The sequence below is a fragment of the Bacillus cereus group sp. Bce041 genome (genome assembly GCF_052646455.1).
In genome coordinates this window covers 106,332-127,717 of sequence record NZ_JBQXON010000011.1, presented here as the reverse complement: position 1 = coordinate 127,717, position 21,386 = coordinate 106,332, and the positions used below count along the sequence as shown (strand labels likewise).

The following is a 21,386-nucleotide window of genomic DNA, read 5'->3' as shown; positions in this document are numbered from 1 at the left end:
AAATTAGGGGGATGAAAAAAATGTTTGAATATGATTTTAAACTATTGACGATTTAACCGTTTTCATATATTCTTAAATTAAGTAATATTCAAATAATTCAAAAGAAATGAGAGAGTCACATGCTTCTTCAAGGAACACATCGAATTGGTCGTATGGCCATGCTGTTGGCACTTGCGGATGAGAATGAAAGTCCTGTATTATCCATTCCAAAAGGTTGGAAGTATTGTACGGGGAAAGTGGGTTCGATGAATTCGCAAAAGGTTGTCGCAGCAATGGAAACAGCGGCTAAAAGCAACCAAGTTATTGAAACAGACGTTTACAGAGAAACACATGCACTTTATCATGCAATTATGGAAGCTTTGTACGGAGTGACGAGAGGTCAAATTCAGTTAGCAGACGTTCTTCGTACAGTAGGACTTCGTTTTGCGATTGTGCGCGGTACACCATACGACGGGAAAAAAGAAGGCGAATGGGTTGCTGTTGCATTATATGGAACGATTGGTGCACCTGTAAAAGGATCTGAGCATGAGGCGATTGGTTTAGGAATTAATCACATATGATTTGCCCATAGTCTATTAGTTAGAAGGGGGCCTTACTTTTTTAGGACAGAAGTCTGTCTTAAAAAGATAAGGTCCCCTTTTGCCTTTTTAAGGAGGAAAAATGATGATTACGTTAACAGGACATACATTGACAGTTGAAGAAATGAAGAGGTTATTACTGGAAGGAGAAGGTGTAACAGCTTGTCCAACTAGTATGCAAAAGGTAGCGGAGTGCCGCGAAGTAGTTGAGAAAATTGTAGAGGACGGAAAAGTCGTTTACGGTATTACAACTGGATTTGGAAAGTTTAGTGATGTGCTTATCCAAAAAGATGATGTAAAGGCACTTCAACATAATTTAATTCAGTCACATGCATGTGGGATAGGTGATCCATTCCCGGAAGAAGTATCGCGCGGAATGTTAATTTTACGAGCGAACACGATGCTTAAAGGAGTATCAGGCGTAAGGCCGCTTGTTGTAAATATGCTTCTTGAGTTTGTAAATCGTAAAATTCATCCAGTCGTTCCGCAACAAGGTTCACTTGGTGCAAGTGGAGATTTAGCACCTTTATCTCATCTTGCGCTCGTATTATTAGGCGAAGGTGAAGTGTTCTATAAAGGGAAACGCGTTCATGCAATGGTTGCTCTTACAGAAGAAGGGCTTGAGCCAATTGAACTTGAAGCGAAAGAAGGTCTTGCGTTAATTAATGGTACGCAGGCGATGACAGCACAAGGAGTTCTTTCTTATATAGAAGCAGAAGCAACGGCGTATCAAGCTGAACTAATTGCTTCGATGACAATTGAAGGGTTACAAGGCATTATTGATGCATTTGATGAAAATGTTCATAAAGCACGTGGCTATAAAGAGCAAGTGGATGTAGCAAGCAGAATTCGTGACATTCTTCATGATAGTAAGTTAACAACAAAACAAGGAGAACTACGTGTACAGGATGCCTATTCACTTCGTTGTATCCCGCAAGTACACGGTGCTTCTTGGCAAGTTTTGAATTATGTGAAAGAAAAATTAGAAATTGAAATGAATGCCGCAACAGATAATCCGCTAATCTTTGATGGCGGGGAAAAAGTAATTTCAGGTGGTAATTTCCATGGTCAACCGATTGCATTTGCGATGGACTTCTTAAAAGTAGGAATGGCGGAACTTGCAAACATTTCAGAGCGTCGTATTGAGCGTTTAGTAAATCCGCAGTTAAACGATTTACCGCCATTTTTAAGTCCAGAACCAGGACTTCAGTCTGGTGCAATGATTATGCAATATGCTGCAGCGTCACTAGTTTCTGAAAATAAAACGTTAGCACATCCAGCGAGTGTTGATTCAATCCCGTCATCAGCTAACCAAGAAGATCACGTAAGTATGGGAACAATCGCTTCACGTCATGCACATCAAATTATTCAAAATGTAAGACGTGTTCTTTCAATTGAAATGATTTGTGCGATGCAAGCGGCAGAATATCGTGGAATTGAAAACATGAGTACAGTGACGAAGAGCTTCTACCATCAAGGGCGTCAGCAAGTACCATCTATTACAAATGATCGCATCTTCTCAACGGATATTGAAAATATTGCACATTGGTTAAAAACGAATTATTCGATAAAAGAAAGATTGGATGTAAACGCAGCACTATAAAATGAGAAAAGGGAGAGATTGAAATGGAAAAAGTACAACAAACAATTCGCGCGCCAAGAGGTACAGAGTTACAAACGAAAGGGTGGGTGCAAGAAGCTGCACTTCGTATGCTAATGAACAATTTAGATCCGGAAGTTGCTGAAAAACCAGAAGAATTAGTTGTGTATGGCGGAATTGGCCGTGCAGCTCGTAACTGGGAAAGCTATCAGGCGATTGTAGATTCATTAAAAACGTTAGAAAGCGATGAAACGTTACTTGTTCAATCAGGAAAACCAGTTGCCATTTTTAAATCACATGAAGATGCACCTCGCGTTCTGTTAGCGAACTCAAACTTAGTACCAAAATGGGCAAACTGGGATCACTTCCGAGAACTAGAGAAAAAAGGTCTTATGATGTACGGACAAATGACAGCTGGTAGCTGGATTTACATTGGAACACAAGGGATTCTACAAGGAACATATGAAACATTTGGTGAAGCAGCTCGTCAACATTTCGACGGTTCATTAAAAGGTACATTAACACTTACTGCTGGTTTAGGTGGTATGGGTGGTGCACAACCTCTTGCTGTAACGATGAACGGCGGTGTTGTCATTGCTATTGATGTTGATAAGCGTAGCATCGATCGTCGTATTGAAAAGAGATATTGTGACATGTATACAGAATCATTAGAAGAAGCATTAACTGTTGCGAACGAGTATAAAGAGAAGAAAGAACCAATTTCAATTGGCTTGCTAGGAAATGCGGCAGAGATTTTACCAGAACTAGTGAAGCGTGATATTACGCCAGATTTAGTTACAGATCAAACATCTGCTCATGATCCATTAAACGGTTATATTCCAGTAGGTTACACATTAGAAGAAGCAGCGAAACTTCGTGAAAAAGATCCAGAACGTTACGTACAATTATCAAAAGAAAGTATGACAAAACATGTGGAAGCGATGCTTGCGATGCAAGAAAAAGGTGCAATTACATTTGATTATGGAAATAACATTCGCCAAGTTGCTTTCGATGAAGGTTTGAAAAATGCTTTCGATTTCCCAGGATTCGTTCCAGCATTTATTCGTCCATTATTCTGTGAAGGAAAAGGGCCATTCCGCTGGGTAGCACTTTCTGGTGATCCAGAAGATATTTATAAAACAGACGAAGTAATTTTACGTGAGTTCGCTGATAATGAACATTTATGTAACTGGATTCGTATGGCACGTCAACAAGTTGAGTTCCAAGGACTTCCATCACGTATTTGTTGGTTAGGTTACGGTGAGCGTGCGAAATTTGGTCGCATCATTAATGAAATGGTTGCAAATGGTGAATTATCAGCACCGATTGTTATTGGTCGTGACCATTTAGATTGCGGATCAGTAGCATCTCCAAACCGTGAAACAGAAGCGATGAAAGACGGTAGTGATGCAGTAGCTGACTGGCCAATTTTAAATGCATTAATTAATAGTGTAAACGGTGCGAGCTGGGTATCTGTTCACCACGGTGGTGGCGTTGGTATGGGTTATTCACTTCACGCTGGAATGGTTATCGTTGCAGATGGAACAGAAGCAGCAGCAAAACGTATTGAGCGCGTATTAACTTCTGACCCTGGTATGGGTGTTGTTCGTCACGTGGATGCTGGATATGACTTAGCTGTGGAAACTGCGAAAGAAAAAGGCGTTAACATTCCAATGATGAAATAAGGAGGAGAAAACATGCTGGACACTTTACTAATAAATATCGGTCAATTACTAACAATGGATCAAGAAGATGGCTTGTTAAGACGAGAAGCGATGAACACGCTTCCTGTTATCGAAAACGGTGCGGTTGGAATTGAAAATGGTGTAATCACTTTCGTTGGAACAGCGGAAGAAGCGAAAGGATTACAAGCGAAAGAAGTTATTGATTGCGGGGGGAAAATGGTTTCTCCTGGTCTTGTTGATCCGCATACCCATCTTGTATTTGGTGGATCTCGTGAAAATGAAATTGCGCTAAAATTACAAGGAGTTCCGTACTTAGAAATTTTAGAACAAGGCGGAGGTATTCTTTCAACTGTAAATGCAACGAAACAGGCGTCGAAAGAAGAACTTGTTCAAAAAGCGAAATTCCATTTAGACCGTATGCTATCTTTCGGCGTTACAACTGTAGAAGCGAAGAGTGGTTACGGATTAGATGATGAGACGGAATGGAAACAATTAGAGGCAACTGCACAATTACAAAAAGAGCATTCAATCGATTTAGTTTCCACATTTTTAGGTGCTCATGCAGTTCCGAAAGAATATAAAGGTAGATCGAAAGAATTTTTACAATGGATGTTAGACCTATTACCAGAAATGAAAGAGAAACAATTGGCGGAATTCGTTGATATTTTCTGTGAAACAGGTGTGTTCTCAGTAGAAGAATCAAAAGAATTTTTATTAAAAGCGAAAGAGCTTGGCTTTGATGTGAAAATTCATGCAGATGAAATCGACCCTCTTGGTGGTGCGGAAGCAGCGGCAGAAATCGGTGCAGCATCAGCAGACCATCTAGTTGGCGCTTCTGATAAAGGGATTGAAATGCTTGCAAACTCGAATACAGTAGCAACATTATTACCAGGAACAACTTTCTATTTAAATAAAGAAAGCTTTGCTCGTGGTCGTAAAATGATTGATGAAGGTGTTGCAGTTGCGTTAGCTACAGACTTTAACCCAGGTAGCTGTCCAACTGAAAATATTCAGCTTATTATGAGCATTGCGATGCTAAAACTGAAAATGACACCAGAAGAAGTTTGGAATGCCGTAACGGTTAACTCATCATATGCCATTAACCGTGGTGATGTAGCTGGGAAAATTAGAGTTGGTCGTAAGGCAGATTTAGTTTTATGGGATGCTTACAATTATGCTTACGTACCGTATCATTACGGCGTAAGTCATGTGAATACAGTATGGAAGAATGGTAATATTGCATATACAAGAGGTGAACAATCGTGGAGCACGGCCACTATTTAAAGAAAAACGCAAAGTTTATTGATCGTGAAGTGACAAAATGGAGTGAGATGATTAAAGATTGGGAGGAAGGTGTAGAAATATTCGGTGCTGCCTTAATTGGAGCACCCCTTTCTAAACCATCTATTAGTCATTCAGGAGCGAGTTTTGCTCCAAAGACAATTCGTGCGATGTTAGATGCATACAGCACATATGCAATTACAGAAGAACACGATATGAAAGAAAGTGTCTTATATGATTGCGGCGATATTACGATGCATGTGACGGATATAAAAGAAAGTCATAACCGAATTGCGAAAACAGTTGGTCATGTAACGAAAGTAAATCCGAACATGATACCAATCGTTCTTGGTGGTGACCACTCGATTAGTTTTCCGAGTATAACAGGCTTTGCAAACAGTAAAGGAAAGGTCGGGATTATTCAATTTGATGCTCATCATGATTTACGTAATTTAGATGATGGAGGCCCGTCAAATGGTACACCATTCCGTAGTTTACTAGAAAATGATGTCATTACAGGGAAACAACTTGTTCAAATTGGAATTCGTAATTTTTCTAATGCACGTGCGTACCATGAATATGCAATAGAGCATGGTGTAACAGTGTATACAATGAAAGACGTACGAGAGCGAGAAATAAAAGATATTATCACGGAAAGTATTGAATTATTAAGAAATCAAGGTGTGACTTCTATTTATATTTCTCTTGATATGGATGTGCTAGACCAAGCGTTTGCACCAGGTTGTCCAGCAATTGGGCCTGGTGGAATGGATAGTACGACTTTACTAGATGCGATTGAATTCCTTGGTAAAGAACCGCTCGTTCAAGGGATGGATATAGTAGAGATTGATCCAACTCTTGATTTCAGAGATATGACGAGTAGAGTAGCAGCGCAAGTGATTATGAGTTTTCTTTTAGCGAGGGAAACGGTTAGTAAGCAAGTTAGTATATAGACGGAAAAGTAGATCTTTATTTATGCCTTAACAAAAACACATCACTACTTAAATGTAGTGATGTGTTTTTGTATTAAAAGAGAATGAATGTGTGTGGAACCGTTAATGGAATTGCGATTTTTATAGTTTATTGTGTAAATTTAATTTCTTGCTTCTGAAGTGTTGACGTGTAAAATAATTTTATGATAAAATAAAAATTTTGCTAAAAAACTAAAAGTATGTTAAGCTTGAGAAGGTTACCATATATGGAGGTGGATTATTTGTTTCAAATTGGCGATAACATTGTTTATCCAATGCAGGGAGCAGGTATAATTAAAGCCATAGAAGAGAAGGAAATCTCAGGAGAAAAACAACAGTATTATGTTATAAAAATGTCGGCTAGTAATATGGAACTAATGATTCCAGCAGGGAGAATATTGAATTCGAATATACGTCCAGTTACGGATATAACCGCATTAGCACACATAATGGATATTTTTCAACATGGGGAATCAGATAGATTACTTACGTGGAAACAAAGGTATAAATTGAACACTGATAAAATAAAGACGGGTAAAATGCAAGAAGGTGCTGAAGTTGTGCGTGATTTAATGCGTATACAGAAAGAAAAAGCACTTAATGCAAGCGAAAAGAAGATGTTAGATAACGCATATGAATTTTTGATTAGTGAACTGGGATTAATTGAAGGTATCACAGAAAATCAGATAAAAAGCTTTTGTTAAGGTTCATTACAAATAATGTATTATATCCCAAAAAAGATCTTGAATTTTTTGGGAACATAATTATAGAAAATTTATCATTTCAAAGACATTCAACTCTTTCAAACCACTTTTAGAGCATTACCTCTATTGTTATTACTACAATCAAATCCATTTTTATTTTTTAATTTCATTTATGAATGTTCGAAGTTTAATTGAATACTTCGATAAAATAGTTACTTGATTTTTGCAATCCTGATTCACACTGGCACGGACGAGGAGCCGTAAGGATGAAAGAGAGGTAGGGCTTTCATTGTTTTAGGTATATAAGTTATTATTTTTAGAAGAATACTGAACCATTTTCATTTCTATTGATAAGGTGCTTTTTTATTAAAGAGATAAACGAATTGACAGCCATATATGGTCAACAAAAAAGGTTTCCTCCTAAGGAAACCTTTTTAATATTATTTATAGCGTTTTGTTTTTTGAATATTCGAATTTTTTATTTTAAAGTCGTAAAAATTGACGTTACTATCTAAAAGTAAGTATGATGCGATTATAGTAAGATTTTTTAGGGGGAAGAAAAATGACAAGTTCAAGTAATAAAGCAGCGAGTATTTATGAAGGAACAAATGTAAATGCTGGGGGATTTTTTGAAAACGTTGAAGAAACAAAGTTGTTTGATCCAATTCAAGTTGGAGCTTGGTCTCTTCGTAATCGTATAGCGATGGCACCGATGACAAGATGCTTTGCAGATAATGAGACTGGAGTAGTTGGTGCGGATGTAGTGGAGTACTACAGAAAACGTGCTGCGGATGGAATTGGACTAATTATTACAGAAGGAATTGTCATTAGTCCGAGAGCAAAAGGAAACCCAGGAGTACCAGGTATTTATACACAAGAACAAATCGATTCTTGGAAACCTGTTACAGAGGCAGTACATAAAGAAGGCGGGACGATTATTGCTCAAATATGGCATGTTGGGCGTATGAGTCATCATGAAATAATTGGTGGTCAAATGCCACAAGCGCCGTCGGCTATCGCTGCAGAGGGAAATGTTCCACGCTTTCGTAAACCGTTTGATATGCCAGAAGCAATGACGTTAGAAGAAATACAAGAAGTGATCGATCAATACGCACAAGCTGCGAAAAATGCGATCGAAGCTGGATTTGATGGAGTAGAAATTCACGGTGCACACGGATATTTAATCGATCAATTTACGTATGAGTTTGCGAATAAGCGAACAGATAAATATGGCGGTGATTTAAAACAAAGGTTAACGTTTATGAAAGAAGTAACGGCAGCTGTAATAGAAGCTGTTGGAGCTAATAAAACACTTCTTCGTTTCTCTGCTTTCAAAGGTGATAATCCTACTTATATGTGGGAAAACCCTGAGTTTGCAATTGAAACGTTCATAAATATGTTTAAAGAGGTTGGGTTAACGATGATCCATCCTTCAACGATGAATTATACCCAAGAGATTGCTGACGGAAAGAATTTTCATCAACTAGTAAGAAAATATTGGGATGGTACGATTGTTGGGGTTGGTAATTTAAATCCGAAAGAGGCCGAAGAAGTGTTGCAAAAAGGAACGATTGATGTAGCGGCATTCGGAAGACCGTTAATTGCTAATCCAGACTTTGTTCATCGAATTAAACACGCTGAAAGTTTAGTTGAATATGACGCGAAAGAGCATCTTGCTACGTTAGTATGAATAAAGATAAAAGGAGAACACATTTAGTGTTCTCCTTTTATTATGGAATTTCATAGGGGGAAGCGGGATGAGTGAAACGCTACTCGTTATTATTAGTATATTACTATTTTTAATGTTGCTTTTAATCGTCTTTTTTATCATTACATTTTTTATAAAAAAACGAACACATCATTCTATTTTAAAATTACATCCGTACTTAGGAAGAATGCGCTACTTACTGGAAAAGATAGGGCCTGAATTTCGACAATATTGGTTTGATCATGATACGGATGGAAAGCCTTTCTCACGTTATGATTTTCAAAGTGTTATGTTTTTAGCGAAATATCGCTCTGAAATACTTGGTTTTGGATCAAAACGAGATTTTGAAGCTTCTGGATATTATATTGCTAATACATTATTTCCGATATTAACGGAGGAATTAAGTGTGAATCTCACGCAAGAGCGAGAAGGTAAAAAGTACGTGATTCATAAAGAAGGGTTATTTTCAAGAAGAGAAAAATTGACAGCGGATACAACGAATCTTTGGCTGTACGAAGAAGATGATGCAATTATAGTCGGTGAGAACCGTAAATATCCGTGGAAGCTACATGGCATGTTTGGTGCATCTGCGACTTCTTATGGTGCGATTGGAGAAAATTATATTTTAGCGAGTGGTCTTGGAGCAAAAATGGCAGGCGGATCGTGGATTAATACGGGTGAAGGTGGCGTTATTCCAGAACATTTACATACAGGAGCGAATATCGTTGCGCAAATTGGTCCAGGGTTATTTGGATACCGTGATGAAGACGGTAATTTTTCAATGGGAAAATTCATGGAGAAAGTGAAAGAAAGTAATATTAGAGCATTCGAATTGAAATTTGGGCAAGGTGCTAAAATACGTGGTGGTCATTTAGAGGGGCAAAAAGTAAATGAGAAAATTGCGTTTGTTCGCAACGTCCGAAAGGGAGAGACGATTAATTCACCGAATCGATTTTCATTTTTAAAGAATGCAGCGGATACACTTTATTTTATTCAACAGTTGCAAGAAAGCGGCGGTAAACCAGTTGGAATGAAAATTGTAATTGGTCAGCAGAAGCCTTTGGAAGATTTAATAAAAACAATGAAAGAACTAAACATTTATCCAGATTTTATTACAATAGACGGTTCAGAAGGCGGGTCAGGGGCAACGTATAAATCGATGGCAGATTGTATGGGACTGCCGCTTATTCCAGCATTACTTACATTTATTGATACAGCAAACCATTATGGTGTTCGTAACAAGTTTAAAGTATTTGCATCGGGTAAATTAATCACACCAGATAAAGTAGCGATTGCTTTAGCGATTGGGGCGGATGCTGTAAGTTCAGCCCGCGGATTTATGATGGCAAGCGGCTGTATTATGGCCCTTCAATGTAATTCTGGCCAATGTCCATCTGGTGTAGCCACGACGAATCCGCATTATCAAAAAGCGTTAGATCCGTATGAGAAGAAGTGGCGAGTCATGAATTATATTATTAGTATGAGATATAGTTTATTTTCATTAGCGGCAGCGGTGGGAGTGAAGAGCCCGCGTCATTTAAAGAGAGAGCATATTGTATTTAAAGACGAGATGGGGCGGGTAGTTCCTCTCTCAGAATTGTTTCCTACTAGTAAATAGTAAGCTATGTTTAATAGATTAAAAGTCATACATTTGTATGGCTTATTTTTATTAAAAAATAAGGTGTTTAATTGTCTGAATATTTTTGCTTTAATTTATTTTGAAAACCGGGTAATCCACTGGGATAAAGGCGTTTATAAAGGTTTTAACATGTAGTAAAAAGCACCTGTTCACTTGAAAGAACAAAAAATGTTTGTTAAGGTAGGGAACCATAAGCGAAAACAAGAAAATAGAAAAAGTCATTTTTCGAAATTTTGAATGGCTTATGGACTAAGGGAGAGATTTGGTGAAGATTGAAATTATGGTTTCGCTTGCTATTTATATGGCAGGTATGTTGTATATCGGATATTGGTCTTATAAGAAGACATCCGATTTATCAGATTATATGTTAGGCGGGAGGGGACTCGGTCCAGCAGTTACAGCTTTATCAGCTGGTGCTTCTGACATGAGTGGTTGGATGCTAATGGGATTACCTGGTGCGATGTATGCAACAGGATTATCAAGTGTATGGATTGCGATAGGTTTATTAATAGGTGCGTATGCAAACTATTTAATCATTGCCCCGCGTTTACGAACGTATACAGAAGTGGCAAATGATTCAATTACGATTCCAGACTTTTTAGAGAATCGGTTTAAAGATCGTACGAAAATACTTCGTTTTGTCTCCGCTATCGTCATTTTAGTATTTTTCACATTTTATGCGTCGGCTGGTTTAGTTTCAGGTGGACGTTTGTTTGAAAATTCTTTTAACCTTGATTATAAAATTGGTTTATTTGTAACAGTGGGTGTCGTTGTTGCGTATACACTATTCGGTGGCTTTCTAGCCGTAAGTTGGACGGACTTTGTGCAAGGTTGTATTATGTTTATTGCGCTTGTATTAGTGCCAATTGTTGCTTTTACGGATGTCGGTGGTGTAACAGAAACATTTAATACGATTAAGCAAGTCGATGCATCGCATTTGGATATGTTTAAAGGGACTACAGTATTAGGGATTATTTCCTTTTTAGCATGGGGCCTTGGATATTTTGGTCAACCACATATTATTGTCCGCTTTATGGCAATTACCTCTATTAAAGATTTAAAAACTTCTCGTAGAATCGGTATCGGTTGGATGACGATTTCAATTATAGGTGCAATGCTTACTGGTCTAATTGGTATCGCCTATTATGCTAAAAATAATGCGATATTACAAGACCCAGAAATGGTCTTTGTAACATTCTCAAATATTTTATTCCATCCGTATATTACAGGATTTTTATTATCAGCTATTTTGGCTTCGATTATGAGTAGTATTTCCTCACAATTACTTGTTATTTCAAGTGCAGTAACGGAAGATTTCTATAAAACATTTTTCCGTCGTAATGCAAGTGATAAAGAACTTGTATTTATCGGTAGGCTGTCAGTATTAGTTGTAGCGATGATTGCAGTTGTTTTAGCGTATCATCCGAGTAATACAATTTTAACGCTTGTTGGATATGCTTGGGCAGGATTTGGATCAGCATTTGGACCAGCAATTTTATTAAGTTTATATTGGAAGAGAACGAACAAATGGGGCGTTCTTGCTGGGATGATTGTCGGTGCATTAGTTGTTATCACTTGGGTACAAATTCCAAGTTTAAAAGCGACTATGTATGAAATGGTACCTGGATTCTTCTGTAGTTTATTAACTGTTATCGTTGTAAGTTTATTAACGAAAGAACCCGTTAAGGCAGTTCATCGTGAATTTAATGAGATGGAAGCAGTACTGGAAGAAGAAAAGAAATGATTTGCAAAAAGAGTAAACGATGAATAGCGTTTACTCTTTTTACATGTAAAATGAAAGTAAGGACTTATTGACAATAAAAAATAAGTAACTTATAATAAATCTCGAGTTCGAGATAAATAACATGCATAATGAAGAAATATTATGGTTATAAATCGAACGAATATTTTTTGTAAATTATCTTGAGTTCAAGATAATTTGATAGGTTAGACACCAATAGGTATTTTTGTAATTAATATCTCGAATTCGAGATAAAATTATTATAACGGATTTTACTTTGCAGCATGGACAAAATGAATAATGAATTTAAATGTAAAAGAATTTTTATAATGAAATAAAAAAGGAGTGGAAGAAATGGAAAAGAAAACAATGGGAATCCATCACATTACAGCGATTGTAGGGCATCCACAAGAAAATGTAGACTTTTATGCTGGTGTATTAGGGTTACGTTTAGTGAAACAAACAGTGAATTTTGATGATCCAGGTACGTACCACCTTTATTTTGGAAATGAAGGAGGAAAGCCTGGAACAATTATTACGTTTTTCCCATGGGCAGGTGCTCGTCAAGGTATTATTGGGGACGGTCAAGTAGGAATTACGTCTTACGTTGTACCAAAAGGTACAATGGAGTTTTGGGAAAATAGATTAGAAAAATTCGATGTTTCGTATACAAAAATGACTCGTTTTGGAGAGCAGTATTTAGAATTTGATGATCCGCATGGTTTGCATATAGAATTAGTTGAAAGAGAAGCAGGCGAATTAAACAATTGGAGTTTTGGAGAAGTTACACCAGAAGTAGCAATTAAAGGGTTTGGAGGTGCTGTTCTTTTATCTGCACAGCCTCAAAAAACAGCTGAATTGTTAGAACATATTATGGGTCTTGAAAAAATTGGAGAAGAGGGCGAATTTGTTCGATTCCGTTCTTCTGCTGACATTGGAAATATTATTGATTTGAAATTATCAACAATCGGTCGTGGCCAAATGGGCGTTGGTACAGTTCATCATATAGCCTGGAGAGCGAGTGATGATGCTGATCAGCTAGACTGGAAAGAGTATGTGTCGCGTTTTGGATATCACGTAACTCCTGTACAAGATCGAAATTATTTTAACGCGATTTATTTTAGAGAACATGGTGAAATCTTATTTGAAATTGCAACAGATCCTCCTGGTTTCGCTCATGATGAATCGTTAGAGACGATGGGGGAGGAATTAAAGTTACCGGAACAATATGAACAACATAGAAAACAGATTGAACAAACGCTTTTACCATTTGAAGTGAGAAATTTAGATTAAAGTGATTGAAGGGGGAAAAGGATTATGATGAAACATGTTTTTCAAAAAGGAAAAGATACGTCAAAACCAGTGCTGTTATTACTTCATGGCACAGGTGGTAATGAATTAGATTTACTACCACTTGCAGAAATAGTTGATTCGGAAGCGTCGGTATTAAGCGTTAGGGGAAATGTGTTAGAGAATGGGATGCCGCGTTTTTTCCGCCGATTAGCAGAGGGCATTTTTGATGAAGAGGATTTAATTTTCCGTACGAAGGAATTAAATGAATTTTTAGATGAAGCGGCTAAAGAATATAAATTCGATAGAAATAACATTGTAGCTATCGGTTATTCGAATGGGGCAAATATCGCAGCAAGCTTATTATTCCATTACGAAAATGCATTGAAAGGTGCTGTGCTTCATCACCCAATGGTACCTAGAAGAGGAATGCAATTAGCAAATTTAGCAGGGAAATCTGTGTTTATTGCTGCTGGGACAAATGACCCAATTTGTTCATCAGCAGAGTCAGAGGAATTGAAGGTACTATTAGAAAATGCAAATGCGAATGTAACAATGCATTGGGAAAATCGAGGGCATCAATTAACGATGGGTGAAGTAGAAAAAGCAAAAGAGTGGTATGACAAAGCATTTTAAAAAAAGAAGCATCTGCTAACGATTAGCAGATGCTTCTTTTTTATTTAAGACTGGATTGCAAGATGAGATGAAGAAAGTGGTAGCTCAATATCAACAATCGTACCTTTATTTAATTCGCTTGAAATGTGTAATTTACCATGATGTTCTTCAATTATTTTGTAACACATCATTAATCCTAGTCCTGTGCCTTTTTCTTTTAAACTATAAAAAGGTTCGCCTAGACGGGAGATACGATCTTCTGGAATGCCACAACCTTCATCGATAATTCGTATTAAGATGAAATTATCCTCTAATGGTTTTGTTTGGATGAAAATATTTCCGCCATTTGGCATCGCTTCTATCGCATTTTTTAATATGTTTATAAAAACTTGTTTTAATTGGTTACCGTCACATTGAATATCATATACGTAATCAAAATGATCCATGATGATATGAACGCTATGCATAATTGCAGTCGGTAAAATAAATGTAACTACCTCTTCAATTAAAGTTTGTATGTTACAAGTTTGGATAGATAATACTTGTGGCTTAGACATCGCCATAAATTGACTCGTGATGGATTCCATTTGTGAAATCTCACTTAACATAACATCGATATACCATTTTTGCTCCTCATTTATTTCAGGGAGGAGCAACGTTAGAAAACCTTTTAGAGAAGTGAGTGGATTTCGAATTTCATGGGCAATTCCAGCTGTCAGTTGTCCGACTACTGCGAGCTTCTCAGATTTTCGTAATAACTTTTCAGTTTCTTTTAGCTCAGTAACATCTCTCCCCATCACGATAAGACCTTTGCGAGAACCGTCAGGATGATAAAGCGGGACTTTTGATATACTTAAGATTAGATCGAAATCATCTCTATGTATAATAAATTCCTCGCCATGAAGAATTTGTCTTTGTTGCCATGCTAGTTCATCAATTTCTTCACAATGTAAAAAAGCTTCTCGGTATGCTTCATTATATTGAATGAGTTCGCTATCTTTTTTCCCGTGGTAAGGTACATGATGGAAATTGAAGCAAGAAAGTGCGTAGTCATTTGCCTCAAGCCAGCGCCCTTCATGATCTTTAAAAATAACAAACGCAGGCATGGAGTTTACTAATGTACGCAATCTCTTCTCACTTTCTTTTAGTATATTCTCAATTCTTTCTGATTTTTCAAGCGGCTTCATAATAGCATATACGCCAGTAAGACGATTTTGAACAAAAATAGGAACTAGTTTTGTCACAACATCTAATAAGAATCCATTTTTATGATAAATAGATAAGATATACTCTTGTTGATTATCCGCTTCAGTATTCTTTATATTTTGTAATACTTGCTCAGAAATATGGGCTTCTAAAATAGAGGTAATATTTTTCTGTTCTAATTCTAAAGAAGTGTAACCTAATATTCTTTCGGCAGAAGGATTTATATGTAGAATAACTCCTTCTAAATTTAATGAAATAATACTATCAGGATTGTGTTCGAACAGAGATGCGTACATTTCTGTTAATGAACGATCTTGTATATGGTTTCGCAAACGTCTAGAAATGTTCGGATGACGTTTTTTTTGAGTTGGTGAATATTTTTTACGACTCATAATAGTTCCTCCGTACAAATAGCATCTAAAAAGATTTGTCTATTCATAACTATAATATAGATGTAATGTGTATTTCTATAAAAAATGGAAGTTATAGAATAAATTTTGTTTTTTTTATTTTTTGCAAGGTGAATGCAGGAGGGTAATAAGGGGAGCTTATATTGTTTTATAAACCTTTTGTAAGTTACAGACGGTTGTTTTCCGTATAACATTAGGGTAGAGGAGGGGGAGAGAAAATGAAAAATTATATTCAAGGGATTGATCACGTGCAAGTAGCTGCACCTGTAGGGTGTGAAGAAGAGGCGCGTGATTTTTATGGGAATACGATTGGTATGGAAGAAATTCCAAAGCCAGAAGAGTTGAAAAAACGAGGTGGATGTTGGTTTAAATGCGGAAATCAAGAAATTCATATTGGTGTCGAGCGGAACTTTACACCAGCTAAAAAGGCTCATCCAGCTTTTTATGTGAATGAAATTAATGAATTTAAGCAAACACTTATAGAGCAAGGTGTTAAAGTGATTGATGATTATGCACGGCCAGATGTAATTCGATTTTACGTGTCAGATCCATTTGGAAACCGAATTGAATTTATGCAAAATAAAGACTAGGTGGATTCCCACCTAGTCTTTAACTTCTTCTGAAAAGTCCTAACACTTCTACAGTTTCTGTAATATTAACGAATGCATTCGGGTCGATTTCAGAAATTGTTAGTTTCATACTTGCTAATTCTTCACGAGAAACGACGGTCATAAGTACACGCTTTTTCTCGCTTGAATAAGCACCTTCGCCATCAAGTAACGTTATTCCACGTACAACAGTTGAAAGAAGTTGTTTTTTCATTTTTTCTGCTTCATTTGTTACAATCATAAGTGTAACTTTACGATGTTTTGTATGAACAGCATCAATTACTTTACCAGTTACATAAATTGAAAGTAAGCTTGTAAGTGCAACATCCCAGGTGAAGAAGAATCCTGCGATTATTACAACGACTGCATTTAAAATAATAAGGAATCCGCCAAGTTTAATGTCTCGCTTGCGGGATAAAAGCATACCGATAATATCAAATCCACCAGTGGATCCATTACAGTTAAAAACAAGACCAATACCAGCTCCGGCGATTACACCTCCGAAGATAGAAGATAACAATGGATCTGTTGCTACGACTTTTACTGGAACGTAGTATAATGCAACAGATAATACAACTACAGAGACAACTGTGTTAAAAATTACTTTTTTTCCAAGACCTATGTACCCTAAAATAAGGATAGGTAAGTTTAATACAAAGTTAATAATGCCTGTGTTTACAGGGGTTACAATCCCTAAAATAATAGCAATTCCGCCAATTCCACTACTTAAAATTTTGTGGGGGATAAGGAAAAGATTAAAGGCAACCGCAATAATAATAGAACCGATAATAACACCAAGGAATCTGACCATTTCTTTCCCGTCCTTCACTGAAAAATTCATATTATTTCAAGATTATATATGATATTGAAAGTTTTGGGTAAAAACAGTTTATTTAGGTAAATTAGATTAATCAAAAGAATTTGAGTATTTTATCATTTGAAAGGGGATACAGTTGTGAAGATAAAAACATATCAACAGAAAAGCCCGTTGAAGCAAGAATGTGAGGATTCTTATTTTTGTAATAAAGAAAAAAAGATTTATGGTGTATGTGACGGTGCAACACCACTTGTCCCGTTTCGTGATGAAAAGGGACATAATGGAGCATACATCGCTTCGCATTTATTTGCAAGTTATTTTACTGCATTACGAGAGAATCATAGTTTACAATTTGCAGTTGCCAAAGCAAATGAAGTATTGCAAAGCAAAATGTTAGAATATGAAGTAGACACGAGAAAAAAAGAGCATTTGTGGTGCACATGTATCGCGGCAGTCCAAATAGTTGGTGAGAAAATTGAATATGCGCAGCTTGGGGACTGTATGATTGTCGCAACTTTTCAAAATGGAACGATGCAAGTATTAACGAAAGACACAGTTGAAGGAATTAATAAAAGAGCAAAAAAGAAGAGGGAAGAAGATCGTAAAAAAGGGTTATCTGTACCAGAAGAATATGTTTTTCAAGATGTTCGAGAACAGTTAAAATACAATCGTTATCTTGCAAATATGCCAAATGGTTATTCAGTTGCAAATGGAATGAAAGAAGCGATACATTATTTACAACATGGTGAATTACATACAGATGAAGTGAGTGGGATTTTTATTTGTTCAGACGGGTTATTTCACCCAGATTGGTCATTAGAACAAACTGTTGCATATATAAGAAAGAATAGTATAAACGAATATATAGCAATTATTGAAGAGCTAGAAGCGGAAAAGAGAATAAGGCCAGATGATAAAACGATTATAATGATTGATTTTTAAGAGGAGGCAGTTCAAATGGAAATTAAACGTGTCAATCTAACATTTCAAGATGAATTAGTTCCTTTAGAAAAAGTAAACAAACTGATTATTCACCATACAGCTGAAGATGGATGGGACGTGTATAAAACGCATGAATTTCATCAAACTGTAAGGGGGTGGAGCGGAATTGGTTACAACTATTTTATCGAAAAGGATGGAACTGTAGTGGAAGGGCGAGGTTTACATATTGGAGCGCACGCGAAAGACCATAACCGTCATACAATTGGAATATGTATGACGGGAAATTTCGATAAATACGATCCCACTCCCCCGCAAGTGAATGCATTATATTCTTTATGCAAACTGTTTATGAAGCAATTTGCTATAAAGAAAGAAAATATACTCGGTCATAGAGAGTTAGAAGGAGTTACAAAAAGCTGTCCTGGTAATCGTTTTTCTATGGTAGAGTTAAGGAAGATACTATCTTAAATATAGAGGAGTAACAACGATGATGAATATAAAAATACCAAATGATAAAAAAGAAGAACTTGTAGCACAAATTCAGCAATTTTTTATGGAAGAAGATTTAGATGAAATTGGACGTTTCCAAGCAGAGCGTTTAATAGAAGAAATGATTAAATTAGTTGGACCGTTTGCATATAATCAAGCAATTGGAGATGCAAGAAAGCTTGTAAGTGAGAAATTAACGAATATCGAAGAAGATTTATACGTGTTAGAGAAGAATGAAGGGAAATAAAAAAAGAGCCGATGGGCTCTTTTTTTATTTTTCTTTCTTGTGTTCTTTATATTCATGTACTTTTTCTTTTACATTACCAACTGTATCTTTAGCAGTGCCTTTCACCTTATCCCATTTTCCTTCAGCTTGTAATTTCTTATTGTCAGTTACTTTCCCAACAACTTCTTTTACTTCACCTTTTACCTTATCAATGGCACCTTCTACTTTTTCTTTTAAACCATGATCATGTTTAGTCATACATTTCTCCTCCTTGTAGTTTGATTAGAATTCTCTTTTCATATTGCAAGTTGAATGATGTATCTAGTAATATCGTAACAAATCTAGTTTGAATATTCAAATGATTAATAGGATAGAAAAGAATTTGTCATAAAATGTTTAAAAATATAACGGAAGGAGAAATAAAGTAAATTATATGTCTTTTGCGGTCCATATTGATTTTGTATAAGCAATTTTCATGTGGGCACGTTCCATGTTATTTTGACTGCCGCTACCGAACCTTGCTTGTCCAACTATTAAAGTACAATTGGATTCAATAGCTGTCTTAATTCGTTTTTGAATTAATGCAGTGTGACAGCCTTTACGCTGAAATTCTGGTAAAGTAGCAGAAGCAGCTAATGATGCGACACCTTTATTTATATACAGGACACCAATACCAGCAGGGATATTTTGAACTTCAGCTATGAAAAAATGCCATCCTGGTTCATTGTAAAGAATTTCATTATTTTGGCGCACGCTATCTTTTGTAAAGGATGGCATATTAAATCCACGTACATATATGTCTGCAAAAATATCAAATTCATTTTCTTTCAGTTTTCGTAATGTAATATTAGAAGGAAGAAGTGATGAACTCTCTCTCGGTATACTATACAAAGCAGTATGGAAGCTAGATTGGTAAAAACCTTTTTGAGATAAGTATTGAAATAGTTCAGTTGTGCCTTGCGCTGGTGTAATTTCAAAACGGCAAGGAATTTGTAGTGATTCATAATAAGAAATAATTGCATCAATCGCATCTGCATTTGTAATACCTTTTACCGTATTAAAAGCAGGACCGGCAATTATTTTTGATGAAAAGGCAGTGGCACTACCGAAATTTTTCATGTGCACTTGCATTGGGTTTCCGCTTATTGTTTGTAGTCTCTCTAATCTAGAAGAGAGCATATCAATTTCTGCATTTTCAATTTCTGTTGCTATATCGAGTGTCATAACAGTAGTCATAAAATTCCTCCGTTAATAAATATATTTCATAGTACATATACGATTTTTGTTTTGAGATTCCTGTTGAAATGTGAGAGAATAAGAGGTTTTTTGGAAGGGAAATGGAAGTGAGCTGTCGAAGGGAGTGGAAACAGATTAAAGGTGGTGCTCTCATGAAACAAAAAACCGTGCAGACATGCTCTAATTGTGGTTCTCAAAACATAGGAGAAGGTGAGTTTGTCGGATATGCACAAATACGGAAAAAGGAAACGATGTTCACATCTTCACCGGTGGATGCTTATATTTGTACAGATTGCGGGAATATCCTTCTATTAAAAGTACGACATTATGAAAAGTTTAAGCAGAAGCCGTTATGATTATTGAAAAGTGTTTTTATTAAAGAAGCTAATAGGAGTAATATTTTACATATATATGAATATGCCTTATATAAAGAGATGACAACATATACTGTGTGGGATGCTTATTAATCGTTGCACAACATACAAAAATATATAGAAGAAATTGTGAATTAATATGAGAAAGAAAATTAGCCCTTCTTGGAATATTTCATATCGAAAACTCCTTTAAATGAATAAGGGAGTTTTTATTTTTTGTAACAATAATTACCTTTAATTGTTATAATTTGTTATTGGAATGAAATGTTTGATTAATGTCATAATCGTAGAAGAAAACTAGCTAAATCGTATGAAAAACCGCTATATAACACAATCGCAACCGTAAGTTGACAAAGTGCAACTGCAGGAAGATAGAGATAAGGGCAATGTTTACATACAATTTAGGTAAGAAAACAAAGGGGGACACACATATGGGATTTGGTGAAAAGCTTTTTAAATTAAGAAAGGAAAAGGGCCTTTCTCAAGAAGCATTAGCTGAAAAATTAAACACAACAAGGCAAGCGGTTAGTAAATGGGAAAACGGTCAAGGTTTTCCTGAAACTGAAAAGTTAATAATGATTGGAAATGTATTTGAAGTATCACTCGACTATTTATTAAAAGAAACTGCAGAGCAAAGTAATGAAAATGTGGATGGCTATTACGTAAGTCAGGAAATGGCAGAAGGGTATATAGTGTATGGGCAAAAGATTTCAAAATATATAGCGTTAGGGTTTAGCTTGCTCATTTTATCTACAATACCGTATTTACTATTTAAAGAAAATGCAACAATGTCGACATTCCTTGTCATTATCATTGCTGTTCTTGGAATTGGAGCAATGATGGTGCCTGCAACGATAGAAGAGAGTCGATACAATGTATTGAAAAAAGAAGAACTACTATTTGATCAAAACTTTCTAAAAGAATTGACAAAAAGATATGCGATTATTAAGAAGAAGTATGCCGCAGTGATGATTGTTGGATTTTGTTTTATTGCCGCAGGCGCAATACCGTTTTTGTTTGAGGAAAAGCATATCACTTCAGGAGAATTAGTGCAGTATTATCCGTACTGTGTTGTACTTATTGCTATTGGAGTTTATCTTTTTGTTCGTGTTATAGGAGTGTGGGAGATGTATCGAATTTTAGTAGAAAATAAAGAATATAGCAATCGTATTATTTTCAAACTAAAAAAGAAAGTGAGAGAAAAAGTGGATAATTTTTAATAGGAGCAAACATACTTTTATGAAAAGTTAAGATAGGAGTGAAATG

The 21,386-nt window shown here is 36.1% G+C and carries 21 protein-coding genes and 1 pseudogene; 18 read left to right on the top strand and 4 right to left on the bottom strand.

Annotation, left to right across the window (positions count from 1 at the left end; all coding sequences use genetic code 11):
• Positions 1–119: 119 nt before the first annotated feature.
• From hutP to ACUN13_RS25200, 11 genes are all read left to right on the top strand, one after another.
• A complete protein-coding gene (gene hutP, locus ACUN13_RS25250; protein WP_000926516.1) occupies positions 120–560 on the top strand; it encodes a hut operon transcriptional regulator HutP in 441 nt (146 codons plus the stop codon).
• Positions 561–663: 103 nt separating this feature from the next.
• Positions 664–2,181: a histidine ammonia-lyase gene (gene hutH / locus ACUN13_RS25245; protein WP_000631874.1), complete on the top strand. Its 1,518-nt coding sequence runs from the start codon at positions 664–666 to the stop codon at positions 2,179–2,181.
• Between the two features lie 23 nt (positions 2,182–2,204).
• The gene (hutU, locus tag ACUN13_RS25240) at positions 2,205–3,863 is read left to right on the top strand and encodes a urocanate hydratase (RefSeq protein ID WP_000416944.1); all 1,659 of its coding nucleotides are present in this window, start codon (positions 2,205–2,207) and stop codon (positions 3,861–3,863) included.
• A gap of 12 nt (positions 3,864–3,875) precedes the next feature.
• Positions 3,876–5,147 (top strand): imidazolonepropionase, encoded by a 1,272-nt coding sequence (gene hutI, locus ACUN13_RS25235; protein WP_000887531.1) that lies wholly within the window; start codon positions 3,876–3,878, stop codon positions 5,145–5,147.
• The gene (hutG, locus tag ACUN13_RS25230) at positions 5,126–6,097 is read left to right on the top strand and encodes a formimidoylglutamase (protein WP_000399838.1); all 972 of its coding nucleotides are present in this window, start codon (positions 5,126–5,128) and stop codon (positions 6,095–6,097) included. Before hutI ends, hutG begins: the two co-directional genes overlap by 22 nt.
• 260 nt (positions 6,098–6,357) lie before the next feature.
• Positions 6,358–6,819 carry a CarD family transcriptional regulator gene (locus tag ACUN13_RS25225; protein ID WP_170317877.1) on the top strand — a complete coding sequence of 154 codons (462 nt, stop codon included), beginning with the start codon at positions 6,358–6,360 and terminating at the stop codon, positions 6,817–6,819.
• Positions 6,820–7,381: 562 nt separating this feature from the next.
• Positions 7,382–8,509, top strand: a complete 1,128-nt coding sequence (locus ACUN13_RS25220; RefSeq protein WP_445424010.1) for an alkene reductase — start codon at positions 7,382–7,384, stop codon at positions 8,507–8,509.
• Positions 8,510–8,576: 67 nt separating this feature from the next.
• Positions 8,577–10,145, top strand: a complete 1,569-nt coding sequence (locus ACUN13_RS25215; protein ID WP_000005169.1) for an FMN-binding glutamate synthase family protein — start codon at positions 8,577–8,579, stop codon at positions 10,143–10,145.
• Positions 10,146–10,431: 286 nt separating this feature from the next.
• Positions 10,432–11,910 carry a sodium/proline symporter PutP gene (gene putP / locus ACUN13_RS25210; RefSeq protein WP_409531790.1) on the top strand — a complete coding sequence of 493 codons (1,479 nt, stop codon included), beginning with the start codon at positions 10,432–10,434 and terminating at the stop codon, positions 11,908–11,910.
• A gap of 351 nt (positions 11,911–12,261) precedes the next feature.
• Positions 12,262–13,200 carry a ring-cleaving dioxygenase gene (locus tag ACUN13_RS25205; RefSeq protein ID WP_000412739.1) on the top strand — a complete coding sequence of 313 codons (939 nt, stop codon included), beginning with the start codon at positions 12,262–12,264 and terminating at the stop codon, positions 13,198–13,200.
• Between the two features lie 24 nt (positions 13,201–13,224).
• Complete coding sequence (locus tag ACUN13_RS25200; protein ID WP_000975492.1) at positions 13,225–13,833, top strand: alpha/beta hydrolase; 609 nt, start codon at positions 13,225–13,227, stop codon at positions 13,831–13,833.
• A gap of 44 nt (positions 13,834–13,877) precedes the next feature.
• On the opposite strand, the gene ACUN13_RS25195 is transcribed toward ACUN13_RS25200, so the two are convergent.
• Positions 13,878–15,410: a BA3702 family sensor histidine kinase gene (locus ACUN13_RS25195; RefSeq protein WP_000087648.1), complete on the bottom strand. Its 1,533-nt coding sequence runs from the start codon at positions 15,408–15,410 to the stop codon at positions 13,878–13,880.
• 236 nt (positions 15,411–15,646) lie between these two features.
• On the opposite strand from ACUN13_RS25195, the gene ACUN13_RS25190 reads away from it, so the two are divergent.
• Positions 15,647–16,018 carry a VOC family protein gene (locus tag ACUN13_RS25190; RefSeq protein WP_000800772.1) on the top strand — a complete coding sequence of 124 codons (372 nt, stop codon included), beginning with the start codon at positions 15,647–15,649 and terminating at the stop codon, positions 16,016–16,018.
• Between the two features lie 19 nt (positions 16,019–16,037).
• Here the strand turns inward: ACUN13_RS25190 and ACUN13_RS25185 are convergent, their stop codons facing one another.
• Positions 16,038–16,847 carry a YitT family protein gene (locus ACUN13_RS25185; protein ID WP_000251344.1) on the bottom strand — a complete coding sequence of 270 codons (810 nt, stop codon included), beginning with the start codon at positions 16,845–16,847 and terminating at the stop codon, positions 16,038–16,040.
• 126 nt (positions 16,848–16,973) lie between these two features.
• Between ACUN13_RS25185 and ACUN13_RS25180 the strand changes: the two genes are divergently transcribed.
• Genes ACUN13_RS25180 through ACUN13_RS25170 form a run of 3 tightly spaced genes read left to right on the top strand, consistent with a single transcriptional unit; the run spans position 16,974 to position 18,531 of the window.
• Entirely contained in the window at positions 16,974–17,795 is an 822-nt protein-coding gene (locus tag ACUN13_RS25180) for a protein phosphatase 2C domain-containing protein (protein WP_445424009.1), read from the top strand.
• A 15-nt stretch (positions 17,796–17,810) separates the two neighbouring features.
• Positions 17,811–18,263 (top strand): peptidoglycan recognition protein family protein, encoded by a 453-nt coding sequence (locus ACUN13_RS25175; protein ID WP_000404001.1) that lies wholly within the window; start codon positions 17,811–17,813, stop codon positions 18,261–18,263.
• A 19-nt stretch (positions 18,264–18,282) separates the two neighbouring features.
• Positions 18,283–18,531, top strand: a complete 249-nt coding sequence (locus ACUN13_RS25170) for a DUF2164 domain-containing protein (RefSeq protein WP_000981064.1) — start codon at positions 18,283–18,285, stop codon at positions 18,529–18,531.
• Positions 18,532–18,555: 24 nt separating this feature from the next.
• Here ACUN13_RS25170 and ACUN13_RS25165 read toward each other — a convergent pair whose 3' ends face one another.
• Positions 18,556–18,768, bottom strand: coding sequence for a CsbD family protein (locus ACUN13_RS25165; protein ID WP_000160410.1), 213 nt, complete (start codon positions 18,766–18,768; stop codon positions 18,556–18,558).
• Positions 18,769–18,939: 171 nt separating this feature from the next.
• Positions 18,940–19,746, bottom strand: coding sequence for a GNAT family N-acetyltransferase (locus ACUN13_RS25160; RefSeq protein WP_025687652.1), 807 nt, complete (start codon positions 19,744–19,746; stop codon positions 18,940–18,942).
• A gap of 152 nt (positions 19,747–19,898) precedes the next feature.
• Between ACUN13_RS25160 and ACUN13_RS25155 the strand changes: the two genes are divergently transcribed.
• The 3 genes and pseudogenes from ACUN13_RS25155 to ACUN13_RS25145 all read left to right on the top strand — a co-directional run bounded on the left by ACUN13_RS25155 (position 19,899) and on the right by ACUN13_RS25145 (position 21,340).
• A complete protein-coding gene (locus tag ACUN13_RS25155) occupies positions 19,899–20,102 on the top strand; it encodes a hypothetical protein (RefSeq protein WP_000810948.1) in 204 nt (67 codons plus the stop codon).
• Between the two features lie 3 nt (positions 20,103–20,105).
• Positions 20,106–20,210 (top strand): annotated as a pseudogene (locus tag ACUN13_RS25150) (GNAT family N-acetyltransferase); the annotation flags it as partial.
• A 341-nt stretch (positions 20,211–20,551) separates the two neighbouring features.
• Entirely contained in the window at positions 20,552–21,340 is a 789-nt protein-coding gene (locus tag ACUN13_RS25145; protein WP_000505616.1) for a helix-turn-helix domain-containing protein, read from the top strand.
• Positions 21,341–21,386: the final 46 nt, after the last annotated feature.